This window comes from Glycocaulis alkaliphilus, from assembly GCF_004000605.1.
In the GTDB taxonomy this organism is placed as follows: domain Bacteria; phylum Pseudomonadota; class Alphaproteobacteria; order Caulobacterales; family Maricaulaceae; genus Glycocaulis; species Glycocaulis alkaliphilus.
Genome location: NZ_CP018911.1, coordinates 552181 through 573627, shown reverse-complemented (window position 1 = coordinate 573627; position 21447 = coordinate 552181). Strand labels below are relative to the sequence as shown.

Below are 21447 nucleotides of genomic sequence, written 5' to 3'. Positions count from 1 at the left end.
GGCCGAACCGGCAGACCCGCCATAGTCGCTAGGTAGCTTATAGCCCAACGGGCCTCGCGCACCAGACCGAGGGTCATGCCGGATAAGGCCAGCCCGTGTGACCTCAGACGCGTTTGGTCCGGCATTTGAATTGAGAGTCTGTCACGAGGTGACAGACTATGCGCAAGAGCAGGTTCACCGAGGAACAGATCATTGCGATCCTGGCCGAACAGGAGAGCGGCATGGCAACGGCGGATGTCTGCCGCAAGGCGGGGATCAGCCAAGCCACCTATTTCAGGATGAACGCCTTCTGCGCCTCAGTGAACTTTGATGCCTTCATGAACTTCCGCTCCTCTCCCAGCCCAGGGAAACCTAGCGGAAAACTCCAGCTTCAAACGATCCAGTTTTTCGGGGGCAGAGCAAGGTTCACGGTGTCGACGCATGCGGGGAGGCCGTCCACCCCATCAGGTCATCAACGATCGCCGCTATTGCGCCGGCCAAGCCTACGGCGGTATCCCACTCTATAGCTGATAAAACCGGTCGCCGAAGAAGCTTAGCCCATAGAGGTCGTCGTCGGTCGCCTTGGACTTAAGTGCGATTGAAAAACCCCGGTATCGCGCGTTGTTGTCAGTGCGGGACAGATAGACATTCAACCCGACCGCATGAAGACGCGGCAGCATCTTTTCCAACACAAACCCGGCGTAAAACTCGAAGTCTTCCTTTCGGCACAGATAGGCTTTGTTATTTGCGTAAAGGAATACTTCCAGATTGCAATCGGTGCGGGCCAGATGGTGGAAACACGCTGCAACCACCTGCATATAGCTGGGATTGCCAAAATCATCCAGCACCATGAGGCCCCGCGGCAGAATAAACGGCTCCATCAACGCCATCTCAGCCGCGACATTATCGTAGAAATGACTCGCATCATGGTGAGAAAAACGGACACCCGCCTCGAGAAAGGCACGGAGTCGGTCATCGTCAACCAGCTGTTCGGACTTACCTTCAATGAAATCGAAGTTCGGATTGATGGACTTTAATTTGACAAACTCCGGATACTTGACTGCGGCATCGACCAACATCATTCGCTCCGAGGCGCGCAGCTTTGAAAGTGCTACAGCGGCCGACCGGCCGCGGTAAACGCCATACTCGACCATGTTGCCGTGAACGCCGCTTTTCAACTGCAACTCAAGAAAGGCTTCAAACAGGCCAATTGAAATCGGCCCCATCATCCCCTCGAAGCGATCAGCGCGTTGGCGGGCACGTTCAAACGCCGTCATAAATTGTGAAACTTCCTGTTCGGACAAAGCTTCAATTCCCTTTTATAGGCTCACCGACGATCGTAGTGATGCGTGGAACGAATGTCGACAACTTGCTGGGCCGCCCGCCTTATTCGTTTAGAACTGACAGGACGGGCCCTAACTCGCCACGCAGACCCACTCCAAACCATTCGGCAGCGGCCGCCGAGATGTGCGTGTTGTCAATGTAAATAACCTCACCATTTCCCAGGACCGCGCGGCAACCGCTGCGGCATAAAACATGCTGGATATCCACAAAGTGAACATTATCGAATTCGTCCGCCAGCGAGCGCAGCTGTTCATTAAACTCCGAAAGATCCACAAGCAGGTAGGGGTCCAGCGCGCTGGTGGCGAGCTCGAACCCGGGTGTGCCAACCAGCGCACTCACTTGCTCGGAAAAAATCGGCCTGACACCGAAAACCACAACCGTCTTGTCGAGTGAGGCGAGGTACTCGATCGTGCTGCGGGCCTGGGGCACGGTCCACCAGCGCCAATTCGTGGCAAGCGCCACAGCGCGTACGTCTTCGCGCCGTACTGCATCGAACCGGAAAACATTGAACTCCAGACACCCCTGGCTTCTGCTCGCCGAGTGCGGCTCCGGGTAGATCGGCAGACACCCAGCCGCGTTCGCCGGCATAATCGCCCGCGGCGGAATGATCTGCTCGAGCAGAACTACTGTTTCTGCGCCATAACTGTCCGCAATAACCATCAAGGACCCGCGTCCTGACGGGTTCTCCGCCATGCAGAGGCTGGCATTGTAGTCGTCGGCGCTCGCCGTCGCATTCAGATGGCATCCCAGATGGATGCGTCCACGCCAGACCCGTTCCCGGTTCGCACGCTGCGCAGCTGCGGCATAACTGTCGGCATCGACAACCGTAACGGCGTTATTGCTGACGCCCGGGAGGCTCCCATTCCAGATCGCGGCGGACACAGCCACACCAGCGACCATCGAAAGAACAGCAATACTGGTCCGAACCCGGTTGGGTAGCCGTTCCGCGTCATTTCGGATTCGAAGTGGCTGCTCGACCAACCGGTAAACGAGCTCCGCAAACAGGAAGCTGAGCACCAGGAGGCCTGCCTCGACGTACAAGGGTTTATCTGCGCCTATCAGATAGGTGGTGATTACAATGACTGGCCAGTGAACCAAGTACAAGGAATAGGCTCTCAGACCTACAAACCTCAGCACTGGGGAGGAAAGCCAATCCGCTGCAGGAGATCGAATGGCACCAAGGATGAGTGCAGAACCGATGGTTGGAGCGAGCGCAGCAATCCAGAAGTTGTAGTGCTCTCCATTTGCAAAAGCCGCAGCGAAAAAGACAAAACAAAGCCCTGTGAACATTGCCGCGGCCACCCAAACTGGATTGATACCGACGTCGATCCGCTTGATGTGAGCGATGGCTACCAGAGCCCCCGCAATGAACTGGAACATTCTGGCCGGCATGAGATAAAATGCAGCGCTCGAATCGAGGTGCGAGAGATATGCGGCCCCAAACAAAGAGGCAATAAACAGCGACAAAATAAAATAAATAGAAAATCTCAATTTAGCCCATGCAATTAAAATTAGCGGCCAAAAAATGTAGAACTGCTCCTCCACACTCAAAGACCATGTGTGAAGAAACATATTTCCTTGGCTTACTGTGTCAAAGTATCCTGAATTCAGGAAAAGGAATATATTAGACGCCCATAATACCGCGAAGAATCCAGTTTGCGCAAATTCAGACAATCTGGCAGACGGATAAACAAAGCTTGAAACAATTAATGTTGTAATTACAACAAAAACAACTGCAGGGGTCAGCCGGGCTATTCGTCTCCGGTAAAATTCGATCAAATCAATGCCGTTCCCGGCATGTAATTTGACCAGACCATATGTTATTATGTATCCGCTTATGGAAAAAAATATATCAACACCAATAAATCCAGACGGTATATAGCTTTCATTTATATGAAAAACAATAACTAATAATATTGCTATTGAACGAAAACCGTCGAGAGATTGGATATAATCAAATCTATCTTTTCCATATGGCGCAAGGTGGCGCATACTCATCGATCTTTCTGTGTAAAATGCTATTGAAAAGCGTCGACTAAGCTATCGAGTTACTTTGAAGGCGAAATTCACTTTCGGCATTTAGTCCCTAGCACATTGGCGTCATGACGCTTGCGACCCTTTCGCGGTACGCTTGGTAAATCGCTCGGCACCAACGCAAGTTGCACGAGGCTATTTACTATCCGGACCCGCCCGCCATACAACTCAAAAAAACGCGAAGACAGGTCCTACATGCGCTTCTCGATCATCACGCCCAACTGGAATGGCGCGAAATTCCTCGAGGAATGCCTGCTATCGGTTATCGATCAGGATTATTCCGAGCTGGAGTACATCGTTGTCGACGGCAAAAGTGCGGATGGCTCACTTGCCATAATCGACCGCTACGACGGCGACCTTGCGCAGGTGATCTGCGAGCCGGATAACGGGCATGCCGACGCCTTGAACAAGGGCTTCCGGGCGTCCACCGGTGATATCATGGGCTGGATCAACTCAGATGATATCTTGCATCCGGGGACGCTCTCTGCGGTTGCCGCCATTTTCAAGTCCCACCCTGACATCGACTGGATCACTGGCCGCCCCACCAGCATGGCAGAGAGCGGGGAAATTAACTGGGTCGGGCGAGCCCGTCCCTGGTCGCGTCCACGCTTCCTTGCCGGTGACTGCATGTGGATACAGCAGGAGTCGACGTTCTGGCGCCGGCGCTTGTGGGAGGCGGCTGGATCACAGCTCGACACCCGCTATTCGGTGGCCAATGATTTCGAATTATGGACACGCTTTTTCCGGCACGCCGAGCTCTTCTCGTTTGACCGCCCCCTCGGCTGTTTCCGCCATCGCACGGGACAGCGCTCAGTCATGTTCCGGTCGCTGTACGAAAAGGAGGCGGATGAAATCCTCCAGCGCGAACTCGATCTGCTTGATCCTTCATTCCGCGCCGCATTTGCTCCAGTCCTGCCCGAATCTGCCCGACGGCTGGACCCCGAGGAAGCAAAAGCGGCAGAAAGGCGGCTGATAGCCGCTGATCCACCGGTGATAAGGGGCATTTCGGGGCGGCGAGCAAAGGGGGACGGCCGGTTCAAACGCGCTGACCCTTTGTCACGTGCCGTATCGGTGAGCGATATCTCGGGGCTTAAAGGGACCGGGCAAAAGGGCAAATGTATAATCATTTCCCACGGCCTGCGCACAATGGGCACAATAGATCCCGGCCCCGAAACAACGCTGATCACCAGCGCGAGCGACTTCATCCGGCTTTCCTTCCCTTCCGGTCAGCCGCTAATCGTCCTGGCCACCCCAGCCTGTCCGCTTCGAGATATTGCCAATGCGCTGGACGCCGCGCTGGACGCCTCACCAGCAGCCCTGAGCCTGCTTCCAGCGCGCCATGATGGTGACACGCAGACGGACGGCGTCGCCACCCGATGCATAGTCCCCCCTGCGCCAAACCGCCTCTATCTCGACCTTGCAGCTTTTGCCGAAATCGCGCCCCCCTCCGACAGCCCTCACCTCACGCTCGCGCGGACGGCGGCGTTCCTCGGGTTTGAAACAGTCCGCATCGTGTTCGACAGTGCCAAACCTCCGGGCGACCATGAGTTGGAAGACCTAAACCGTTTGGCGGGCGAACTTGCAGCACAGGCCGTTGTGCTCGAATGGGGCGAGGAGGGCTTTGGTGGCGCTCACCCTTCTGCAGACGGCACAAACAGCGGCGGCGCCTCACCAAAATCCGGCACCCTCGATCCACTCCGTCAGCTTGCTGCGCGGGTTGCCCTCCAGACGCACACTCTAGCAATGCGGCGGGACCTCGCGGGCATGGCGTGGAGAAACGGTGGTTTCCTTCTATTGGCACTTATCGCTGTTCTGATCGCAGCGGCACTCTTCGCCGCTGTCGAGGATGCCAATATGAAGGCTGTTGTTTTTATTGGATTTTTTACTGCAGCTAACGCTATCATCATGATAACCGCACTTGTAAAAATCAGGCGAATAATGCTTTCGATGCTCGATCAGGTAAGCGACTTGCAGAAAACCGACGCCAAGAATGAAATAAAAATTATGAAGCTGGAAATTTCGCAAGAAATTGAAAGACCGGAACTTTAAGAAATTGGCAGGAGTCGCCCCATTGCTAAAAACAATTATAGATAATATATATGCATTTTTTAGTGACATATGGCAGGGCATAATCCGCTTTGATTTATGGCGGACGTTCGCGTGGGATGAAGTTCAACAACGATACCGGCGCAGTATTATTGGCATAGCTTGGATAGTACTGTCTTATGGAATTTTCGTTGCCGGAGTAGCCGTGTTTTTCACTCCGCTATCCGGGCATGATCCAAGGTATTTTGTTGCTTATGTGGCTATCGGGTACGCGGCCTACATATTTCTGGTAGGCAATATTGTAGATGGATGCTCCGTTTTTACATCATCACAAATTTGGATAAAATCTGTCAACATTCCTTATTCCGTGTATGTATATCAGAGCATTTTTAGATCAATTGTAATTTTATTGATGCATATGGTGGTTTGCTTTTTAATAATTGCATTTACGGTAAGTGGAATTGGCATCAATGCTTTTCAATCATTAGTCGCGCTTATGGTGTTCATATTCAACGCTATTTCAATTCAATATTTCCTGGGGCTTTTGTCGGCCAGAATGCCGGACATTTCCCATTTGGTTACATCGTTCAGCAGGCTACTCATTTTCGTGACACCGATCATTTGGGTGCGGGAGGGGCTGACCGGATCACGCGCCTTCATCGCCGATTTCAATCCGCTCACACATTATATCGAGATATTCCGGGCCCCGCTTCTTGGCCAGGAGCCGCGCTTGACAAGCTGGGTGGTGGTTCTGGTTCTCACTGCAGTGAGCTGGATTCTTGCTGTGATCGCGTCGGTATTAATGCGCCGCAAACTCCCGTTCTGGATATGATGGCTATGGAAAACTCATATCTCAGGGTCGATTCGGTCAGCATCACCTATCCGCTGTTTAATCGCGCGCGCAGTACGCTGGCTGTGGCCTCAACGATGGAAGACGGCCCGGAGCCTATGGCCGCCGACGCGCAGCTGGTCAGGGACCGCAAGGGCCGGATTTGCGCAATACGCGCCCTTTCTGACATCTCCTTCGCCATCGAGGGCGGCGAACGGGTGGCAATCCTTGGCCGGAATGGTTCTGGCAAAACGACACTGCTGCAAGTACTGGCGGGCATATACCCGCCCCAAACCGGCACTGTTACCGCAAAAGGAACGGCAACCAGTATCGTCAATATCAATCTGGGGATGCGCGGTGAAGCAACTGGACACCGCAATATCACCTTGAGGGGCCTCGCAAGCGGGCGCAGCCGGCCGGAGATTGAAGCCAAGCGCGATGAGATTGCGGCATTTTCTGGATTGGGGGAATTTCTTCACCTGCCTGTCGAGACATATTCTGCTGGCATGCGCATGCGCCTGAACTTCGCCATTGCAACCGCCTTCGACCCCGACATTCTTATTCTAGACGAATGGCTCTCGGCAGGTGATGCTGAATTCCAGAAGTTGGCGGGCAAGCGGATGGCACGTTTCGTAAGCAGCGCCGGTATTCTGGTTCTGGCCTCCCACAGCCGGCGTCTTCTTGAACAGAATTGTGAACGGGCAATATGGTTGGACCAAGGGCGAATCCTCGCTGACGGACCCATCATGGATGTCATGAAAGAGTACGATTCTATGGGCAGCTTACCTCGTAAGGCTGCAAGGTAGATTGATCGACTTTCGTCAGTGACTCATCAAACCTGCCGGAGAGTTGGTCCTGCCGGAAGGCACCATTGGCAAGAGCGTCCAACGTAAGCTATCATCGTAAAATTGTATCTTCCGGGTTTTCAAAAAGACCATGACCGACCGTCGCGAGAACCGTCTTGAACGCGCTCCACGGCCCGGCATGACGCCGCACGATGCGCGCCATTTCGCCAAGCCGCCGCACTGACAGGCTCGCGGTCTTGGTGTCCGCACCCCAATAGACCATCGACAAGACGTCATCGGTCCGCTCGAACCGGGCACCAGCCACATACAGGCGCACCCACAAGTCCCAGTCCATCGTGTAGTGAAGGGTCTCGTCGATGCCGCCTATGCGTTCGACCGCTTCCCGCCGCACGAAGCAAGAGGGCTGGGAGATGATGTTGGAGCGCAGCAATAGCGGAGAAATGTCGGCCACCTGGCCGTGCCGGCCTATCTCCCGCCCGGTCCTGTCGACGAAGACGCTGTCGCCATAGAACACATCAAGGGCCGGGTCGTCCCGGAAGGCGGTATCGGCCCGTTTCAGCGCACCGGGGACCAGCAGGTCGTCAGCGTTGAGCCAGGCGAGTATGCCGCCGCCGGTCTTGCGCCACCCTTCAGCGATGGCCGCCGCCTGCCCGCCATCGCGGCCTTCGCGCCGGTAAACAAATGCAAGGCCCGACCGGTCGGCTGCCTGGGCGACCCTGGGGTCCCCTGACGCGTCCAGAAGAGCCAGCTCCATCGGCACGCCCTGCCGGGCTATACTGGCCAGAACCTCGGGGAAGAGCGGGTGCCAGGACCCTACGGGGATGGATATCGAGAACATCATGACCCAGCCATGCCAGGCTATGCCGCCCGCGGGCGGTAACGCGCGAACCAGCCGGCGAACCGCTCCAGCCCTTCACGCAGCATCACCCTGGGCTTGTAGCCCGTCAGCGCATGAAGCTTGGAGATGTCCGCATAGGTGGCCGGTACGTCGCCGGCCTGCATCGGCCGCATGATCTTTTCGGCGCGCATGCCGAGCACATCCTCCAGCGTGGATATCATGTCCAGAAGACCAACGGGGTGGCTGTCCCCGATATTGTAGACTTCATGGCCACCCTGTGCCGGCGGACGATCCAGGACGCCAATAATCCCGTCAACGATATCGTCCACGTAGGTGAAATCGCGTGCCATGCGCCCCTCGCCGTAGACCTCAATGGGTTCGCCGCGCCGCATCTGTTCGGCGAAACGGAAATACGCCATGTCCGGGCGGCCCCAGGGACCGTAGACCGTGAAAAAGCGCAATCCCGACTGCGGGAAACCGTAGAGATGGGCGTAGCTGGCGCTGAGAAGCTCACAGGCACGCTTGGTTGCCGCGTACAACGAGACAGGCGAGACGGTGGGATCATCCTCGCGGAACCCCTCACCGGTCAGGGGGCGCGCGCCATAGACCGAGCTGGAAGAGGCGTAGACAAGGTGCGTGACCGCGTTGTGGCGGGCCGCCTCCAGAATGGATAGGTGGCCGGCCAGGTTGGAGCGCTCGTAAGCGAACGGATTATCGATCGAGTAGCGCACCCCTGCCTGGGCGGCGAGGTGTACGATCCTGCGGACCTTGCCACCGCGCACAATGTCCATCACCTGCGGTGCGTCAGCGATGTCGCCGCGCACGAGGATGAAGTCCGGGCGCGCGAGCAGCCGCGCCACGCGCGCCTCCTTCAGGCCGGTATCATAATAGGCGTTGAAGTTGTCGATCCCGATGACCGCTTCACCACGGGCGAGAAGGCGTTCGGCAACGTGCATGCCGATAAAGCCGGCTGCGCCGGTCACCAGAACAGGGTCTCCCATCACGCCTCAAACTTCCTCATTCATGACGGTGCACATTGATGCCGCCCTTCTCCCGGGCGCCAGGCCTGCCTGTCAATCCGAGCCAAAAACGTCGCGGGTAAACACCTTTGCCTCGACATCGCGAATGTCGTCGGTAACACGGTTGGCCAGGATAATGTCGCTTTCGCGCTTGAAGCGGTCGAGGTCGCGTTCCACCCGCGAGCCGAAGAAATGCTCGTCCTGCAGGACCGGCTCATAGACAATGACCGGAATACCCTTGGCCTTCACCCGCTTCATGACCCCCTGGATGGAGGAGTCGCGGAAATTGTCACTGCCGGCCTTCATCACCAGACGGTAGACGCCAACCATTTGCGGCGAACGGGCAATGACCTGATCTGCCAGGTAATCCTTGCGCGTGCGATTGGCATCGATGATCGCACGGATCAGGTTCTGGGGCACGTCGCGGTAATTGGCCAGTAGCTGCTTGGTGTCCTTGGGCAGGCAATAACCACCGTATCCGAACGAGGGGTTGTTGTAGTGTGCGCCGATGCGCGGGTCGAGACACACGCCTTCGATGATCTCCCGCGTGTCCATCTCTCCCGACATGGCATAGCTGTCGAGCTCGTTGAAGAACGCGACCCGCATCGCCAGGAAGGTGTTGGCGAAGAGCTTGATTGCCTCCGCTTCGCGCGCGCCCGTGATAAGGGTTGGAGCATCCTTGCGGATAGCCCCCTCGACCAGCAATTCGGCGAATATCCTGCCACGTTCGGAGCGGTCACCCACGATGATCCGCGACGGGTGGAGATTGTCGTAGAGCGCCCTGCCCTCACGCAGGAATTCCGGGGAGAAAAACACCCGGTCGGTGCCCAGCGCTTCCCGGACGCGATCAATGAAGCCGACCGGTATCGTCGATTTCACAACAATCGAGGCATGGGGATTGACGCGCACGACCTCTTCAATCACCGACTCCACGGTGGAGGTATCAAAGAAGTTCGTCCTGGGATCATAGTTAGTCGGCGTCGCAACGATGACGAAATCCGCATCGCGGTAGGCGGCCGGCCCGTCGAGCGTTGCGGTCAGCGACAGATCCCGCTCTGCCAGGAAGGCTTCGAGTTCCGCATCGACAATGGGGCTGCGGCGCGCATTGAGAAGCGCGACCCGCTCCTCGCTCACATCCACTGCCGTCACATCATGGTTCTGGGCCAGAAGCACCGCGTTGGCGAGGCCGACATAGCCTATGCCTGCAACCGCAATCTTCATTCCATCATTCCTCAAGAATACAGGCCCCGGCCGCAGCACCGGACCGGGCAGCTGTCCAATGGGAGCCATAAGACTTTATTCGGCGCATGGCGTCGACCCGCTCGCCCAGCTTGTGCCTGTGCAAGGCGCTGATCACCCTTTCAGCAGGGCCTTGAGGATGGCACGCACCTCTTCCCCGTGTTCGGGATCGGCAAGGCCGTAGGCGACGGCGGCGCGCAGATATCCCGTCTTGGACCCGGTATCGAGCGTCTGGCCATCGAACGCCATGGCGTGAAACGGGCTGGTTTCCATCAGTTTGAGCATGGCATCGGTCAGCTGGATCTCGCCCCCGGCACCGGGTTTCTGCTCCTCCAGCGCCTCGAATATCTCGGGCTGCAGGATGTAGCGCCCGGAGATCATCAGATTGGAGGGCGCATCCTTGACGGCCGGCTTCTCGACCATGCCGCGCATCTCGATCAGCTCGCCCCTGCGTTCGCCCGGATCGATGATGCCGTAGGAGCTGACCTTTTCCATCGGCACTTGCTCGACCGCAATGATGTTGCCGCCCACCGTCTCGTAGGCCTTGTTCATCGCCGCAAGGAAGGGGGTCGGCGAGCGCATGAGCATGTCGGGCAGCAGCACTGCAAACGGTTCACTGCCGACAATATCGCGCGCGCACCAGACGGCATGACCAAGACCGAGCGGCGCCTGCTGGCGCACGAAGCTGCAGGCGCCGGGCGCAGGCAGATCCGCGCGCAACTGATCGAGAAGGTCTGTCTTGCCCTTGGCGGCCAGGGTCATCTCGAGTTCGTAAGCGGTATCGAAATAGTCCTCTATCGCTGCCTTGTTGCGGCCCGTGACGAAGACGAAGTGTTCGATGCCGGCCGCACGCGCTTCATCCACCACGTAGTGAATGGCCGGACGGTCAAAGACCGGCAGCATCTCCTTCGGCATCACCTTGGTGGCCGGCAGGACGCGTGTACCCAGACCGGCAACAGGAAGAACGGCCTTGCGAACCGGCTTTGTAAGCATGCTCAAACTCCGCGGGGAGGACTATTCAACGGTAACGGACTTGGCGAGATTTCGCGGCTGGTCCACATCGGTCCCCTTGTAGACCGCGACATGATAGGCAAGCAACTGCACCGCACTGGCGAACAGGAGCACGCTGGTCAGCTGGCTGCCTGAGGGCAGGGTCACGATACGCGCAGCTTCGCCCGCCAGCGCACTGGCCCCGTCAGGGTCGGTCAGGGCGATCACATGTGCACCCCGGCTTGCCACCTGCTGGATCGAGGACCGCGTCTTGTCGAAGAGCGCGTCATGCGGCGCGATGACGATGACCGGCATCCCCTCTTCAATAAGGGCGATGGGGCCGTGCTTGAGTTCGCCGGCGGCGTAACCCTCGGCATGTATGTAGCTGATTTCCTTCAGCTTCAACGCGGCTTCAAGAGCCAGCGGGAAGTACTGGTTCCGCCCCAGATAAAGGACGGTGGGATACCCGGCGATACCCTGGGCCAGCTTCTCGATCTCGTCCTCGCTTTCAATCGCCCGAACCATGAGGCCAGGCGCAGCGAGCAGGCTGGCCACGTGGCCCGCCTCCTGCGCCCGGTCGAGATGACCGCGGTGCCGGCCGGCCAGCACGGCCAGGCAGGCCAGCGCGGAAAGCTGGCAGGTAAAAGCCTTGGTGGACGCGACACCGATCTCGGGGCCGGCCAGCGTCGGCACGACCAGCGACGCTTCGCGGGCGATCGTCGAGTGAGCGGTATTGACCAGGGCCAGCGTCTGCACTCCGGCAGCGGCTGCAAGGCGCATGGCTTCCAGCGTGTCGGCGGTCTCGCCCGACTGCGAGATGAAGAGCGCGATATCGCCGGGCAGGAAGACCGGGTCGCGGTAGCGGAACTCGGACGCGATCTCCACCTCGACCGCCAGGCGTGCAAGCGAACCGAACCAGTAACGTGCGATCTCGCCCGCATAGGCTGCTGTGCCGCACCCCACGATGACCAGCCTGCTGGCGCCCCTGAAATCGAGGCCGGAGATGTCGTGAACCCTGTTTTCAAAGGCGTCGACATAGTGCGATACGGTGCGCCCGATCATTTCGGGCTGTTCGTGGATTTCCTTTTCCATGAAGTGGCGGTGATTGCCCTTTTCGGCGAGCACATGGCTGGTTTCGGCAGGCACCAGTGCCCGCTCGACGCGCGCACCGTCCCTGTCAAACGCCTCGATTGCACCCTTGCGGATGATCACCATGTCGCCGTCTTCAAGGAACATGATCCGGCGCGCGTGACCTGACAGCGCCAGCGGGTCTGAACCGAGATAGCCCTCATCCTCGCCCATGCCCGCAATGAGCGGCGCGCCCTTGCGCGCGCCCATGATGAAGCTGCTCTCGCCATCAATCAACACGCCGAGCGCAAATGCACCCTGCAGGCGTGGCAGTACGGCCCGGAATGCCTCCACCGGATCCTTGCCGGACTGCATCTCCTGATCGATCAGATGGGCCACGACCTCGGTATCGGTCTGGCTGGAAAACGTCCTGCCCCTGGCGGCGAGTTCCTCGCGCAGGGACTTGAAGTTCTCAATTATCCCATTGTGGACCACCAGCACTCGGCCAGCCATGTGGGGGTGGGCGTTATCGTCACTGGCAGCGCCATGCGTGGCCCAGCGCGTGTGCCCGACAGCGGTCGTACCGCCCAGACCGGCAGGAATCTTGTCGGCAAGAGCCTGCACCTTGCCGGCCGCACGCAGGCGGTGGAGCTTTCCGGCCCGGTCGATCACGCCAAGGCCGGCAGAATCGTAACCGCGGTATTCCAGCCGGCGCAGGCCCTCCAGAATGAAGCTTTCCGCTTTTTGATGACCGACAACGCCGACAATACCGCACATGGGGGCCGCTCCCGTCCTGGCAGGCGCCATGCGCCAATTTCTGCCGTTAAGTGGCAGGCCGTGCCGGTTTAGGCAAGACACGCGCCAATCACGGTTGATGTGCCTTTGTAAGCTGCTCCGGCGGGGCGCCATGCCCGGCCCGCAGGCATGGACGCCTTGCCGCCGATAAGCTAGGACGTCATGCTGGTCTGAGGGATCATTCGCGGAGCATCAGGGGCATGATATTGCCGTTCAGGACTATGTGTGCGGCGGCAGCTCTGCTCGCAGGGGCGGGCTCGCTTGCACCGGCACAGGCCCAGACTGGCAATGATCCTGTCTATCTTGATGCCGTCGAGCTGGAACGCACCGCGGAGAACAACGTCATTTTCGCGCGCGGGGACGTCCGGGTCCAGTCGGGCAACCGGCTCCTGTTCGCCGACGAGGTTGAATACCGCATCGACGAAGATCGCGTTATTGCCCGCGGCAATGTCCGTCTTCACGACGGCAACATGCCGGCCCAGACCGCCGACGAAATAAACCTCACCCATGAATGGTCCGAGGCACTGGCGAGCGGGTTCGCCATGCTGCTGGAGAATAACGGGCGGGCGGCTTCGGCCTATGCCATACGCCGATCGAACGGCGCGATTGTCCTGCGCCGCGCCTACTATACCGCTTGCGATATCTGCGAGGATGGCTCACGGCCTCCGACCTGGCGCCTGCGCGCGAGCGAGGTGACCCAGGATCCTGAATCCGAAATGATCTATTATCGTGATGCGCGCCTGGAAGCGTTTGGCGTCCCGATCCTCTACTCGCCGGTTTTCGCGCACGCGGATCCCTCCGCACCGCGCCGCTCGGGCTTTCTCTTTCCGACGGCCGACATCTCCAACCGGCTCGGCTTTGTCTACCAGCAGCCCTATTATTACGTGATGTCCCCTCACCGCGACGTCGTCCTGACGCCAATGGTGATGACCGGATACAATCCTGTCCTGCGCTATGAGTACCGGCAGCGGTTCTGGTCGGGCTCCATCCGTCTGCGCGGCAGCCTGACCTATGAGCAGGAATTCGACCGGGACGGGAGATTTGGTGAAAGCGACCTGCGCGGCCATATCGTTGGCACGGGTGCCTTCAATATAGCCCCGGGATGGTTGTGGCGCTTCAACGTGCAGGTCGCCAGCGACCCTCTCTATCTTGAACGCTACAGCATGATCAGCGATGCGGACAGGCGCTCCGATTTTGCCCAGCTGAACGCCCGCCTCCTGCCCTCGGAAGTGAATCTGCGCGGCCGGACGCGCCAGTATTTCTTCAACGCGTCGGCCATGAGATTCCAGTCTTTGCGCGAGGACGTTCCTGATGGGGCGCTGCCTCTGGTGGCACCCATGATCGAAGCCAATTACCGTATCCCGTTGCCCGAATATGCGGGATTTGCCAATGCGCGGGGATCGGCCGTCTACTTCACCCGGGATGAAGGCAATGATTACGGACGGGCCACCGGCGAGGTGGATTGGTCACGCAATTTCACCTTTGCGGGCGGCATTCGCGCCATGCCGTTCGCCAGCGCGCGCGCCGACGCCTATCACTTCACCATCACCGACGCGAACGGCAGCACGCTGGAGACACGCAGCCTCACCCGCACCATGGCCAATGCCGGTGTCGATGTCTCATGGCCCTTCGTCCGGCCGGGCAATCTGGGAGATGTGATACTGGCGCCAAGAGCCCAGCTGGTGACCTCAACCGGCCTGTCGGCTGACGAGATCGCGCCGGGCGAAGACAGTCTCAACCTTGAGCTCGATGTTTCCAACCTGTTCTCGCGAAACCGCTCCAACGGGTATGATGCATGGGAGGAAGGCACCCACCTCAACACCGGCCTTATGGCCAATTTCCGTACAAAGACACCCTATCTGCCCGACACGGACGTCTTTATTGGACGCAGCTTCCGGCTGGACGGCGATGCGTCTTTCGCACCGGGGTCCGGACTTGTGCAGGAAGAGTCCGACTGGGTTGCCCAGCTCAATGTCCGCTTTGCAAGCCTGTTCGAGGTTGGCGTGCACGGGCGCTATGACGGCACTACCGGAGAGGCGAACCGGGTCGATGCCTTTTCCCGGCTGTCATTCTGGCGGATCAATGCCAACGCCGTCTACTCGCTGGTCGATGATGCGGCCGTCGCCACCCCGGTGCGCGAGTCAATTCGCTTTGGCGGCAATTTCCGTGTCACTGACAACTGGTATGTGGGCTACCGGGCCGATCGTGACCTGGAACGCGGCATCACCCGCCGGCAGGATCTGAGCCTGATCTATCGCGATGAATGCACCGATATCCGCGTCATCTATAATCAGGAAAATCTGGTCATCGGCAATCTGGGACCGAACCGGTCCATCCGGTTGCAGGTCACCCTGTTCTCCATTGGCAACTAAACGGGGTACCGATCTGCGCGGATGCAGCGCGGTAATACGACGCCGTGCACCTGATCTGACCCGGCAAAGACCGCTCGCACGCCCTGCGATCTAGAAATCCCTGATAGCCCTGATGATGAGATCCTGAGCATCTTCTTCGAGATAAGGGTGCATGGGCAGCGAGATTACGCGCCCTGCCTTCTCTTCGGTGACCGGCAGCCCCCCTGGACCTGAAGGGAAATGCGCATACGGCTCCTGCTGATGTATGGGTATCGGGTAGTAAACAGCCGTTGGTATGCCTTTCGCCTTGAGATGCGCTGCCAAGTCATCGCGCCTGGTGTGTTCGATAGTGTACTGGGCCCAGGTGGAAACACCGCCAGATATGACCTCTGGCACGCTAACGGCCACGTTCGCAAGGTGCTCGCTGTACCGGGCAGCGATGCGATTGCGCGCTGCGATCTCGTCCGGGAAAATGGCGAGCTTTTCAAGAAGTATGGCGGCCTGAATCGTGTCAAGCCGGGAATTCATCCCGATACGGACATTCCAGTATTTTGGATCATGATCGAAATGCCGCCCGGCTATGTCGCGCGGCATAGCCTTTCCATGCACCGCGAGGGACTCCATCAGTTCGGCCAGGCTCGCATCATTGGTGAGTATGGCACCGCCGTCGCCGTAGCAGCCAAGCGGCTTGGCGGGGAAAAAGGACGTCGTCGTAATGTCGCTCCAGCTCGACGGATGCTGGCCGTACAGGGTGCACCCGAAGCCTTGAGCTGAGTCCGCAATCAGCTTCAAATCGTGATTGCGTGCGATTTCTGAAATAGCCGGATAGTTGGCAGGCTGACCAAAAAGGTCGACCGCAATCACGACTTTAGGGTTGAGTTTTCCCGAAGCCTTCACCATCTCGATCGAAGCCGCGAGATGCTCGGCATCCATGTTGTAAGTATACGGATCGATATCCACGAAAACGGGGCTGGCGCCAAGCCAGGGCACAATTTCCGCCGTTGCAGTGAAGGTAAAGGATGGGCAGAACACAGCGTCACCAGGCTGCACCCCCCAAGCCATCAGAGCCAGAGCGAGCGCATCTGTGCCGTTAGCGCAGCCAAGTGCGTGAGATGTGCCGCAGAAGCGGGCCAGCGCTGCCTCGAGTTCCTGAACTTCTGGGCCCAGAATATATCGTCCGCTGCGGACCGCCGACAGGATCCTGCTGTCTACTCTCTCTGATATGCGGGCGTATTGGGCCTGAAGATCAATGAAGTGCATTTCTCGTCCTATCAGTCGGCGCGTATCGGAAATGGGCGTGATTTCCCGGGCAACATGGAGCAGGCGCGCGCGCCGAGAGAATCACAATCTGTTTCGTTGTCTGCACTTCAGGCATCTGCCTGATGAAATTACGCAAGTTTGCCCGCCAACCGCCGAACGTAGTCCGCATAATCACTTTTGCCGAGCTGTGCGGAACGCGCGCGCAGCGACGCGTGATCGATGAATTGCTGTCGGAAGGCCACCTCCTCCAGACAGGCAATCTTGGACCCCTGCCGGCGTTCGAGGGCAGCGACAAACTGTGCAGCCTGCAGCAGGCTGTCGGGCGTACCCGTGTCGAGCCAAGCATAGCCCGCTCCCATGGTCTCAACGTTCAGTTCCCCCGCATCAAGATACACCTGTAAGAGGCTGGTGATCTCCAGCTCGCCGCGCGCAGACGGGCGGACTTGCCTGGCACGCTTTGGCGCCTGGCCGTCCAGAAAATAGAGGCCCGTGACGGCAAAGTTTGACGGCGGGACAGCAGGCTTTTCGACAATCTCTATGGCGCGTCCCTCTGCATCAAAAGCGACCACACCGTAACGTTCCGGATCAGCAACCTGATAGCCGAAAACGGTTCCGCCTTCGCGGCGTTTGCTTGCTGACTGGAGGAGTTCTGTCATGCCCTGGCCGAAGAAGATATTGTCGCCGAGTACCATGACCGAGGAAGCGCCGGCGAGATAATCCTCGGCCAGAAGGTAGGCTTGCGCCAGACCATCCGGAGAAGGCTGGACAATATAGCTCAGCTGGATACCCCACTGGCTGCCGTCGCCCAGCAGTGCTTGGAATTGCGGCTGATCGTGCGGGGTGGTGATGACCGCGATCTCTCGCACGCCCGCCAGCATGACGACCGATAACGGATAGTAGATCATCGGCTTGTCATAGACCGGCAGAAGCTGTTTGGACACCGCAGCCGTGACCGGATAAAGGCGAGCGCCTGACCCGCCAGCCAGTATGATACCCTTGCGCTCTGTCACTGTTTTGTTCCCGTTCGGATCCTGTGTGGGCGCCTTGTATCCAGCTCGATCCCGTGCCCGTCAATCATAGTCTGTGCATTCAGGCGCCTCTGCCCAGACGCGAGCCTGTACCCTTGCGGCCGATCAGAGGCCGCCACCAGGCTTCGTTGGCTAGGTACCATTTGACAGTAAGGCGCAGCCCCTCTTCCAGCGGCACTGACGGGCTCCAGCCAAGTTCATCGCCTATCCGGCTCGCATCGATGGCATAGCGCTTGTCGTGACCCGGCCGGTCCTCAACAAAGCGGATGAGGCCAGCATAGGGCTGCGTTGAGGGGCGCAAGTCATCCAGCACCGCGCACAGGGCCTGCACCAGCTCCAGATTGGTGCGCTCGCTATTGCCGCCTATATTGTAGGACCGGCCCGTGGCGCCGTGCTGCAGTACGGTCAGCAGCGCTTCGGCGTGGTCTTCGACATAAAGCCAGTCACGCACATTCGAACCATCGCCGTAAATGGGCAGGGTTTCCCCTGCCAGCGCCTTGATGATCATCAGCGGGATCAGCTTTTCGGGGAAGTGATACGGCCCGTAATTGTTCGAGCAATTGGTCAGCACGACCGGCAGGCCGTAGGTCTCGTGCCAGGCGCGCACCAGATGGTCGGCTGCCGCCTTGGAGGCCGAATAGGGCGAGCGCGGGTCATAGCGCGTGTCTTCGGTGAACTTCACTGCCGGGTCGGCGGGCAGCGAGCCATATACCTCGTCGGTGGAGATGTGGTGGAACCGGAAATGCTCTGGCCTGCCCTTGCCGCTCCAGTATTTGCGGGCCGCCTCGAGCAGGTTGAACGTGCCGTTTATGTTGGTCCCGATGAAATCGGCCGGGCCGTCGATCGAGCGGTCGACATGGCTCTCGGCCGCCAGATGCATCACGGCGTCCGGCTGGTGCGCATCGAAAATCCGCTCCAGCGCCGCCCGGTCACGGATGTCGGCGTGCTCGAAGGCGTAGAGCGGAGATGCGGCTACGGACGCAACATTGTACAGGCACGCCGCGTAGGTGAGCGCATCAAGATTGATGACCGCGTGACCGCGCGCCACGGCCATGCGCACGACCGCCGATCCGATGAACCCTGCCCCGCCCGTGACCAGTATCTTCATGTCCTGAGCGCCTCCGCCGGCCCGCCGCGTCAGACTTCCTGGTCGAAGGCGCCGACTTCGCTGTAGTTCGCCAGTTCGGCCTTGATGGCGGCAAAGATGGCGCTGACATCCTCTTTCGAGGCCAGGCTCTCCACCACCACCACCAGGTTGGGCGTGTTGGAGGAGGCCCGGATCAGCCCCCACGCGCCATCGGCAAAGGTGAAGCGCACGCCATTGACGGTGTTCACATCGACAATCTCGCGGCCCGCCACCTTCGTGCCCTTCGCCTTCTTGTCCTCGAAGCTGGCGATGATCCGGTCCACCACGCCATACTTCACCTCGTCAGTACAGGCCGGCGACATGGTCGGCGAGCCATAGCTGACCGGCAGGGCGCGTTTCAGATCGGCCATCGAGCTGGCGGGATTATTGTCCAGCATGGCGATGACGCAGCGCGCCGCCGTCAGCCCGCAATCATAGCCCTTGCCCACGGGGGGCTGCAGGAAGAAGTGGCCGGACTTCTCGAAACCCGCCAGCGCGCCCAGCTGGTGAGAGCGGCGCTTGATGTAGGAATGGCCGGTCTTGAAGTAATCGGTCTTCGCGCCATTGGCTTTGAGCACCGGATCGGTGGCGTAAAGCCCGGTCGATTTCACATCGACCACGAAAGTCGCGTCCTTGTACTGCGCCGACAGGTCACGCGCGAGCATGAGGCCGACCTTGTCCGCGAAAATCTCGTCGCCCTCATTGTCAACGACACCACAGCGGTCGCCATCGCCATCAAAGGCAAGGCCGACATCGGCCTTGTGTTCGCGCACGGCATCGGCCAGCACGTGCAGCATCTTCATGTCTTCCGGGTTCGGATTATAGCGCGGGAAGGTATGATCGAGCTCGCAGTCCAGCGCGATCACCTCGACGCCCATCGCTTCGAGCGCCTGCGGGGCAAATGCGCCCGCCGTCCCGTTGCCGCAGGCAGCGACGACCTTCAGCTTCCGCCTTGCTTTGAAGCCGCCCACCAGATCGGCGATATAGCGCTCGCGCAGGCCCTCTTCACGGACATAGCCGCCGCCTGCGCGGGGCTTGCCGAGCCCTTCCAGCACGATTGTCTTCAGCCGCCCCATCTCCTCGGGGCCAAAGGTGAGCGGACGCTCCACGCCCATCTTCACGCCCGTCCAGCCGTTGGAATTATGGCTGGCCGTGACCATGGCGACGGCCGGAATATCCAGGTCGAACTGGGCAAAATACGCCATGGGCGACAGCGCCAGACCGATATCGTGAACCGTCACGCCCGCCTGCATCAGGCCGACTTCCAGCGCCTGCTTGACCGACAGCGAATAGCTGCGGAAATCGTGGCCGGTCACGATACGCGGCGTGATGCCCAGCTCGTGGATCAGCGTGCCCAGCCCCAGCCCCAGCGCCTGCACGCCATAGAGATTGAGTTCCGGTGCCTTGTCGGAGCCGGGATGTCCGAACCACCAGCGCGCATCGTATTCGCGAAAGCCGGTCGGCTTCACCAGCGCACGGGTCTCGAAATCCCAGCTATTGGGTTTCAGATCGGCACTGGGGCGGTGGGTGTCGGTCATGGCAGGCCTCGTGAGCAGGAAATGGGGTCTTGCGGGGTGCGGCCGCGCGCTAGCTCAGCCCGGCGCGCAGGAGATCGTGGATGTGTAGCAGGCCGAGGGGCTTGCGGGTTTCGTCACAGACGAAGACCGACAATATCTTGTGGTCGCCGGCGGTCATCAGGCGCAGCGCATCAGCGGCAAGATCACTGGGCGCCACGCTTTTCGGGTTGGCCGTCATGATGGCCTCCACCGGCAGGCCGGTCAGTTCCGGGCTCATGTGACGGCGCAGATCGCCGTCCGTGATGATGCCCGTGAGCACACCGCCCCTTGTAATGCCCACACAACCGAATCCCTTGGAACTCATCACGATCAGCGCATCCGACATTGGGGTGCCTTCGGCCACCAGCGGCATGTCGGCATGCATCAGATCGCCGGCCTTGAGGAAGGCCGCGCCCAGCGTGCCGCCGGGATGGAAGGTCGCGAAATCGGACGCGGTAAATCCTCGCGCCTCGATCAGGGCCACGGCCAATGCGTCGCCATAGGCCATCATCAGCGTGGTTGAAGTGGTGGGCGCGCGCGTCTCGCCGGCAGCTTCGGGTGCATCAGGCACCAGCAGAAGATGATCGCTTGCCCTTGCCAGCGCGCTCGTTGCGCCTGCGGTCAAGGCGATCAGCGGCACGGCGAAGCGGCGGCAATACGCCGTGAGGTCGCCCAGTTCACGCGTTTCGCCCGATTTGGACAAGGCCAGAACCGCGTCGCTGGAGGTGATCATGCCGAGATCACCATGGCTGGCCTCGGCCGGATGGACGTACTGGGCCGGCGTGCCGGTGGAAGCCAGGGTCGCCGCGATCTTGCGCGCGACATGGCCCGACTTGCCCACGCCTGCGCAGATAAGCCGGCCCTTGAGGGTGGCCAGAAGGCTCACCACGCCGACCGCGCGTTCGTCAAACGCCTCCTCCAGCGCCGCAAGGCCTTCGCGTTCGATACGGGCTGTCCGGCGCATGGCGTCCAGAATACGCGCCGTATCGAGACGGATGGACGGACGGGCAGGACTTGGCGTGTCAGACATGAGGGGAAATTCAATCTCAATGCGCTCGGGACAGGCAACAGTGCGCATCAGGATGCGCCGCAACCGCTCACTTGCGTTGAGGCTTTAGCAGCGCAGATACGCGCTGGCC

General features: G+C 59.5%; 16 protein-coding genes and 1 pseudogene. 5 read left to right on the top strand and 12 right to left on the bottom strand.

Annotated elements, in window-relative coordinates:
• Positions 1–158 precede the first annotated feature (158 nt).
• Positions 159–287: pseudogene (locus X907_RS02725) on the top strand (transposase); the annotation flags it as partial.
• A gap of 213 nt (positions 288–500) precedes the next feature.
• On the opposite strand, the gene X907_RS02720 reads toward X907_RS02725, so the two are convergent.
• Positions 501–1256, bottom strand: a complete 756-nt coding sequence (locus tag X907_RS02720) for a class I SAM-dependent methyltransferase (protein ID WP_127565520.1) — start codon at positions 1254–1256, stop codon at positions 501–503.
• 109 nt (positions 1257–1365) lie between these two features.
• Positions 1366–3315, bottom strand: a complete 1950-nt coding sequence (locus X907_RS02715; RefSeq protein WP_170175433.1) for an acyltransferase family protein — start codon at positions 3313–3315, stop codon at positions 1366–1368.
• Positions 3316–3552: 237 nt separating this feature from the next.
• Between X907_RS02715 and X907_RS02710 the strand changes: the two genes are divergently transcribed.
• The 3 genes from X907_RS02710 to X907_RS02700 are packed head-to-tail and all read left to right on the top strand — an operon-like array spanning position 3553 to position 7038.
• Positions 3553–5406, top strand: coding sequence for a glycosyltransferase family 2 protein (locus X907_RS02710; RefSeq protein WP_127565518.1), 1854 nt, complete (start codon positions 3553–3555; stop codon positions 5404–5406).
• Positions 5407–5428: 22 nt separating this feature from the next.
• The gene (locus X907_RS02705; protein WP_170175432.1) at positions 5429–6235 is read left to right on the top strand and encodes an ABC transporter permease; all 807 of its coding nucleotides are present in this window, start codon (positions 5429–5431) and stop codon (positions 6233–6235) included.
• Entirely contained in the window at positions 6232–7038 is an 807-nt protein-coding gene (locus X907_RS02700; RefSeq protein WP_233352494.1) for an ABC transporter ATP-binding protein, read from the top strand. Before X907_RS02705 ends, X907_RS02700 begins: the two co-directional genes overlap by 4 nt.
• A gap of 91 nt (positions 7039–7129) precedes the next feature.
• Here X907_RS02700 and X907_RS02695 read toward each other — a convergent pair whose 3' ends face one another.
• From X907_RS02695 to glmS, 5 genes are all read right to left on the bottom strand, one after another.
• Positions 7130–7879, bottom strand: a complete 750-nt coding sequence (locus tag X907_RS02695) for a glycosyltransferase (protein WP_127565516.1) — start codon at positions 7877–7879, stop codon at positions 7130–7132.
• Between the two features lie 17 nt (positions 7880–7896).
• Positions 7897–8877 (bottom strand): NAD-dependent epimerase/dehydratase family protein, encoded by a 981-nt coding sequence (locus tag X907_RS02690; RefSeq protein ID WP_127565515.1) that lies wholly within the window; start codon positions 8875–8877, stop codon positions 7897–7899.
• Between the two features lie 72 nt (positions 8878–8949).
• Positions 8950–10116: a nucleotide sugar dehydrogenase gene (locus tag X907_RS02685; protein WP_127565514.1), complete on the bottom strand. Its 1167-nt coding sequence runs from the start codon at positions 10114–10116 to the stop codon at positions 8950–8952.
• A gap of 132 nt (positions 10117–10248) precedes the next feature.
• On the bottom strand, positions 10249–11127 hold the full coding sequence (galU, locus tag X907_RS02680; RefSeq protein WP_127565513.1) for a UTP--glucose-1-phosphate uridylyltransferase GalU: 879 nt from the start codon (positions 11125–11127) through the stop codon (positions 10249–10251).
• Between the two features lie 21 nt (positions 11128–11148).
• On the bottom strand, positions 11149–12969 hold the full coding sequence (glmS, locus tag X907_RS02675) for a glutamine--fructose-6-phosphate transaminase (isomerizing) (RefSeq protein WP_127565512.1): 1821 nt from the start codon (positions 12967–12969) through the stop codon (positions 11149–11151).
• A 218-nt stretch (positions 12970–13187) separates the two neighbouring features.
• Between glmS and X907_RS02670 the strand changes: the two genes are divergently transcribed.
• Positions 13188–15359: an LPS-assembly protein LptD gene (locus X907_RS02670; RefSeq protein ID WP_127565511.1), complete on the top strand. Its 2172-nt coding sequence runs from the start codon at positions 13188–13190 to the stop codon at positions 15357–15359.
• Positions 15360–15449: 90 nt separating this feature from the next.
• Here the strand turns inward: X907_RS02670 and X907_RS02665 are convergent, their stop codons facing one another.
• The 5 genes from X907_RS02665 to X907_RS02645 all read right to left on the bottom strand — a co-directional run bounded on the left by X907_RS02665 (position 15450) and on the right by X907_RS02645 (position 21338).
• Positions 15450–16598 (bottom strand): DegT/DnrJ/EryC1/StrS family aminotransferase, encoded by a 1149-nt coding sequence (locus tag X907_RS02665; protein ID WP_127565510.1) that lies wholly within the window; start codon positions 16596–16598, stop codon positions 15450–15452.
• 128 nt (positions 16599–16726) lie between these two features.
• Positions 16727–17608: a glucose-1-phosphate thymidylyltransferase RfbA gene (gene rfbA, locus X907_RS02660; RefSeq protein ID WP_127565509.1), complete on the bottom strand. Its 882-nt coding sequence runs from the start codon at positions 17606–17608 to the stop codon at positions 16727–16729.
• A gap of 79 nt (positions 17609–17687) precedes the next feature.
• On the bottom strand, positions 17688–18734 hold the full coding sequence (gene rfbB, locus X907_RS02655; RefSeq protein ID WP_127565508.1) for a dTDP-glucose 4,6-dehydratase: 1047 nt from the start codon (positions 18732–18734) through the stop codon (positions 17688–17690).
• 29 nt (positions 18735–18763) lie between these two features.
• Positions 18764–20290, bottom strand: a complete 1527-nt coding sequence (locus X907_RS02650) for a phosphomannomutase/phosphoglucomutase (RefSeq protein ID WP_127565507.1) — start codon at positions 20288–20290, stop codon at positions 18764–18766.
• A gap of 49 nt (positions 20291–20339) precedes the next feature.
• Positions 20340–21338 (bottom strand): KpsF/GutQ family sugar-phosphate isomerase, encoded by a 999-nt coding sequence (locus X907_RS02645; protein WP_127565506.1) that lies wholly within the window; start codon positions 21336–21338, stop codon positions 20340–20342.
• Positions 21339–21447: the final 109 nt, after the last annotated feature.